Annotated in this window: 3 protein-coding genes; all 3 read right to left on the minus strand. The window is 64.2% G+C overall.

What is annotated here, in order from left to right; translation table 11 throughout:
- Window positions 1-1683, minus strand: coding sequence for a trehalose-6-phosphate synthase (locus EOA29_RS25410; RefSeq protein WP_127221780.1), 1683 nt, complete (start codon window positions 1681-1683; stop codon window positions 1-3).
- A gap of 150 nt (window positions 1684-1833) precedes the next feature.
- Window positions 1834-3996 carry an amylo-alpha-1,6-glucosidase gene (locus EOA29_RS25415; RefSeq protein ID WP_126092939.1) on the minus strand — a complete coding sequence of 721 codons (2163 nt, stop codon included), beginning with the start codon at window positions 3994-3996 and terminating at the stop codon, window positions 1834-1836.
- Window positions 3997-4037: 41 nt separating this feature from the next.
- Window positions 4038-4749 (minus strand): glycosyltransferase family 4 protein (locus tag EOA29_RS25420; protein ID WP_145969790.1); only part of this gene is annotated, 712 nt, incomplete at its 5' end.

Genomic DNA, 4749 nt, shown 5'->3' on the forward strand with positions numbered 1-4749 from the left:
CTATGACGCGGCGATGATGAGCGAGACCATGCTGCAGGCACTCACCATGGGGCCGGAAGAGCAGCACGAGCGCATGCGCCGCATGCGCTCGTGCTGCTCTTCCGGCCCCATGGTGAGTGCCTGCAGCATGGTCTCGCTCATCATCGCCGCGTCATAGGGATTGACGATCAGCGCCTCCAGCAGCTCGCGCGAGGCGCCGGCGAAGGTGCTGAGCAGGAGCACGCCCTGCTCGTCATCGCGGGAGGCGACAAATTCCTTGGCGACGAGGTTCATTCCGTCATGCAGGCTTGTGACGAGGCAGATGTCGGCGGCCCGATAGATTTCGTAGACACCCTTCTGCGAGTGATGCTCGGCCACCAGCACCACAGGGTGGTAATGCTCGTTGCCATAGCGCTCGTTGAGCTCCTCGGCCAAGCGCAGGCATTCCTCATGCAGTTGCTTGTAGGCCGGCAGCGAGCCGCGGCTGGGCGCGGCGATCTGCAGGAACACCACCTTGCCGATCGTTTCCGGATGGCGGATGAACAGCTCGTCCAGCGCATGGAAGCGGTCGAGGATGCCCTTGGTGTAGTCGAGACGCTCGACGCCGACGCAGAGCTTGGCATCGGCCGGAATGCCGAACCGCTCGCGGATGTGTTGTCGCGAGTCCTCGACCGAAGGCAGGGCCTTCAACAACTCGACGGGCCATTCGATAGAGATCGGATAGGCATGCACCAGCGTCGTTTGGCCGCCATAGGATATGGCGGCGTCGGCGCGCTCGATCCGGCTCTCCATGAAACGATCGACGCTTTCGGTGAAGTTGTTGGCGTGGAATTGGGTATGGAACCCAATGATCGAGCTGCCGAGCAGCCCGTCGAGGATGCGTTCGCGCCATGGGCAGATGCTGAACACTTCCGAATTCGGCCACGGAATGTGCCAGAAAGTGATGACGATCGCGTCCGGCAAGCGCTCGCGGATCATGCGCGGCAGCAGCGCGAAGTGATAATCCTGGACCAGCACGATCGGCCGCTCGTTGCGGGCCTCGGCGACCACCGTATCGGCGAACTTGCGGTTGACAGCCTCATAGGCTTCCCAGTCAGAATCGCGGAAGGTCGGGCGGGTGAAGGCGACATGGCAGAGCGGCCACAGCCCTTCATTGGCGAAGCCGAGATAGTAGCCCTGATATTGCTCTTCGGTCAGCCAGACCCGGCGCAGCGTGTAGGAGGGATTGCCAGGCGGCACCTGCACCCGGTCATTCGCGTCGACCACGACGTGGTCTGCGCTGCCGCCGCCATAGGCGATCCATGTGCCGGCGCAGGCGCGCGTGATCGGCTCCAGTGCCGAGACCAGTCCGCTCGCCGGTACGACGAGTTCGACATCGCCGTTCTTGTCCTCATTGTGGATGTAGGGTTCGCGGTTGGAAACGACGATGACCTGTGCGTCCGGCAGGTCCTCGGTGAGGATCTTGCGCAGCGTCTCCGGCGACCAGGTGACGAGGGCGGCGTCGACCGACTGCCCGTTCTTCTCGAATTCGCGCAACACCTTGCGCGCGGCTTCCGAGGCGACATCGTCACCCGGGGCAGGCGTGTTCACACCCTTTGGATGCTGATGACGGTGCCTAGATACTGAAACGAAGATCGCGAGAGCGGAAAGTCCGAGACTTACAAGGATAAGGACCCACAAGAGGTCGACGCCGTATTGTGTCATTGAATGCCAGGTTGCCTCCGGCTGTCCGCTATTTTGTTTTTCGTTCTTGCCGGCTGCGGATGGATAGGCCGGTACCAGTTCGCAACGCACAAAGTCGCGATCGGTTCCGACATTTTTCGGTTGCCGGACGCAACCTTGCCGGCCTTTGTTCTAGGTTCGCACGATAAGCGGCACCATGCCCTCGTGCCGGTCGGACAGGAAGGCGACGACGCGGTCGCCGACCCGTTGGAAAGCGAGGTCGACGGATTTGTCGCCGACGCTGAGATGCCGCAGCGTGAGCGTATCGATGCCGATCGGCAGCCTTGGGCGCGTGACGTGCAGTTCGCCTTCCCATCCATCGATTTCCAGGCCGAGGCAGGCCTGCATCAGCATGAAGGTGGAGCCTGCCGACCAGGCCTGCGGCAGGCAGGCGACCGGATAGGCGATCGGCGCCTCGCCCGGCGCCCGGGTGAAGCCGCAGAACAATTCCGGCAGCCGCATGTTGAAATGCACGGCCGACTCGAAGGTGCCGCTCATCATCCGAACCACGCTGTCGCGCTCGCCGTAACGCGCCAGGCCGACGCCGCAAAGCGCGGTGTCGTGCGGCCAGATCGAGCCGTTGTGGTAGGACATCGGGTTGAAGAAGATCGCATCGTCCGCGAGCGTCCTCAGCCCCCAGCCGGAATGGAAAGAGGCCGACAGCAACTGGTCGGCGACCATCTTTGCCCGCTCCAGCTCCGGCAACCCGACATAAAGCAGATGCCCGGCATTGGAGGTGCGGACCTTGCAGGGTTCGCCCTCGCCATCGATGGCAAGGGCGTAGAAGTTGAGATCGTCCATCCAGAAATCGCGCTCGACGGCCAACCGCATTTCCTCGGCGCGGTTTTCCCAATGCTCGGCATCGGCGAACTCGCCGCGGCGGCGCGCGAGCGAGGCGAGGCCCCGATAGGCGGCAAAGACATAGCCCTGCACCTCGACCAGGGCGATCGGTCCCTTGGGAATCCGTCCGTCGGCATGGAAGACGGAATCGATACTGTCTTTCCAGCCCTGGTTGGCAAGACCGGACTCGGCCGCGCGCTGGTAGGTGACGAAGCCCGTCGCCCGGCTTGCCTCTTCCGTCCACTCGGCGGCCGCCTTGAGCGACGGCCAAAGTGTGTCGACAAAGGCCATGTCGCCGGTGCGGTCGGCATAGGCGCAGGCGAGATGAATGTAGAGCGGGGTCGTGTCGACACCGCCATAATAGCGGCCGAAGGGGAGTTCGCGCAGCGCCGCCATCTCGCCCTTGCGCGTCTCATGCATGATCTTGCCTGGCTGGGAATCGATGAAGGGCGACGTCTCCGTCGCCTGATGCTCGGCAAGAAACGCCAGCACACCGCGCGCCAGGCCGGGATTGAGCCACAGCATCTGCAGCCCCGAAATCACGCCGTCGCGGCCGAAGGCCGTCGAGAACCACGGAATGCCGGCATAGGGATAGGGCCCGGTCGAGAGTTCGGTGGTGAGCAGCGCGACATCGGCGCGCGCGCGCTCGACCCAATCGTTGAACACGCGGCCCGAACTGTGCACCGTGGCACCATGCCGGCGCTTGGAGCGCATGCCGAAACGGGCGCGGGCCGCGGCGGCGCGGAAGCGGTCGCGCCCGGGTGTATCCGCGATCTCCGGGCCGACTTCGACATAAAGCACCTTGCTGCTGCGCTTGGTGACCGCGATCAGGAAGTCGGCGCGATTGTCGCTCAACCGGTCGGGGGCCTGCGAGAAGGAAATCGCCGACAGGCGCGGCAACCCGTCGAGACCGTCATAGCCGAGCAGCACCGATGCCTTCTCGGTCCTGGCGACATGGACCGTTCCGCGTTTCGGCCGCGTCGAGCCGCGCACCTCGAACATGTCCCGGAAGTCGGCGGCGAAATGCAGCGAGACGGCAATGGTCGAGTGCTCGCGGCTGTAGTTGGAAAGCGTGATGCGATCGAACAGCCGGTCCTGCCAGATCAGCCTGACGCGCTCGATATGGATCGCGCCTTGCGGAATGTCGCGGCCGGCGGCGCTCTGGATCGGCAGGTTGGTCAGGTTGCTGGTGAACAGCACATTGTCCTGGCTGAGCGAGGCGCCGAGCAGCGACATCTGTCTGCCGCCGACCGTCAGGCGGAACTCGGAAAGGACGCGCGTATCGTCGCGAAAGAAACCGTCGCCGGCGCCTCTGATGTCGCCATAGGCGTCCGTGACGGCAAAACAGTCGCCCTGCTTGAGCGCGAACAGCCGGTGCGGCTCCCGCGGCGCCGTTTCGTCAAGCGAGGCAAGGGCTACCGCGGGATCGAGCTTGCGCTCGTCGAGCTGCGTCATTCGTCACCTCTTCGTTTGTCCCGCCCGAAAGACAATGCCGATCAGGAGGCCTTCGCCTCCCGGATGCCGATCAGGCGCATATAGGCGGCGAGATAGTCGCGCGCCATCCTGGTGACCGAAAACCGCTTTTCGAAGACCGCCCTCACCTGCCGCCGATCAAGCTCGAGAAGGGCCGGCATTGCAGCGACAGCCTCATCGACGGCGTCCACGGCAAAGCCGGTCACGCCCTGGTCGATGATCTCCGGCAAGGCGCCGCAATTCCAGGCGATGACCGGCGTGCCGCAGGCCATGGCCTCGATCGGCGCCAGGCCGAACGGCTCCGGCCAATCGATGGGAAACAGGAGACCGGCGGCGTTGCCGAGAAATGCCGCCTTCTCGTCCTCAGCGATCTCGCCGACATAGTCGACGCGGTCGCCGTCGATGAGCGCCTCGATCTCGTCGTGAAAATAGGCGCGGTCATCGTCGCCGATCTTGGCCGCCAGCTTCAGCTTCAGCCCGGAACGTCGCGCGATATCGATCGCGCGGTCCGGCCGTTTGTCGCGCGAGAGGCGCCCGAGAAAGGCCAGATACGGCTCTTCGGGTGACGGGTCATATGTGGGCTGATAGGCATCGACCGGGATCCCGTGATGGATCGTGGCAATCCAGTTGGCGTCGGGCAATCCCCGCTTCTGGCTGTGCGAGATGGAGATCATCGGGAAGCGTGGGAAGCGCCTGTAGGCCGGTGCCAGGTCAACATAGTCGAGCCGGCCATGC

The sequence above is a fragment of the Mesorhizobium sp. M1E.F.Ca.ET.063.01.1.1 genome (genome assembly GCF_003998155.1).
Taxonomy (GTDB): domain Bacteria; phylum Pseudomonadota; class Alphaproteobacteria; order Rhizobiales; family Rhizobiaceae; genus Mesorhizobium.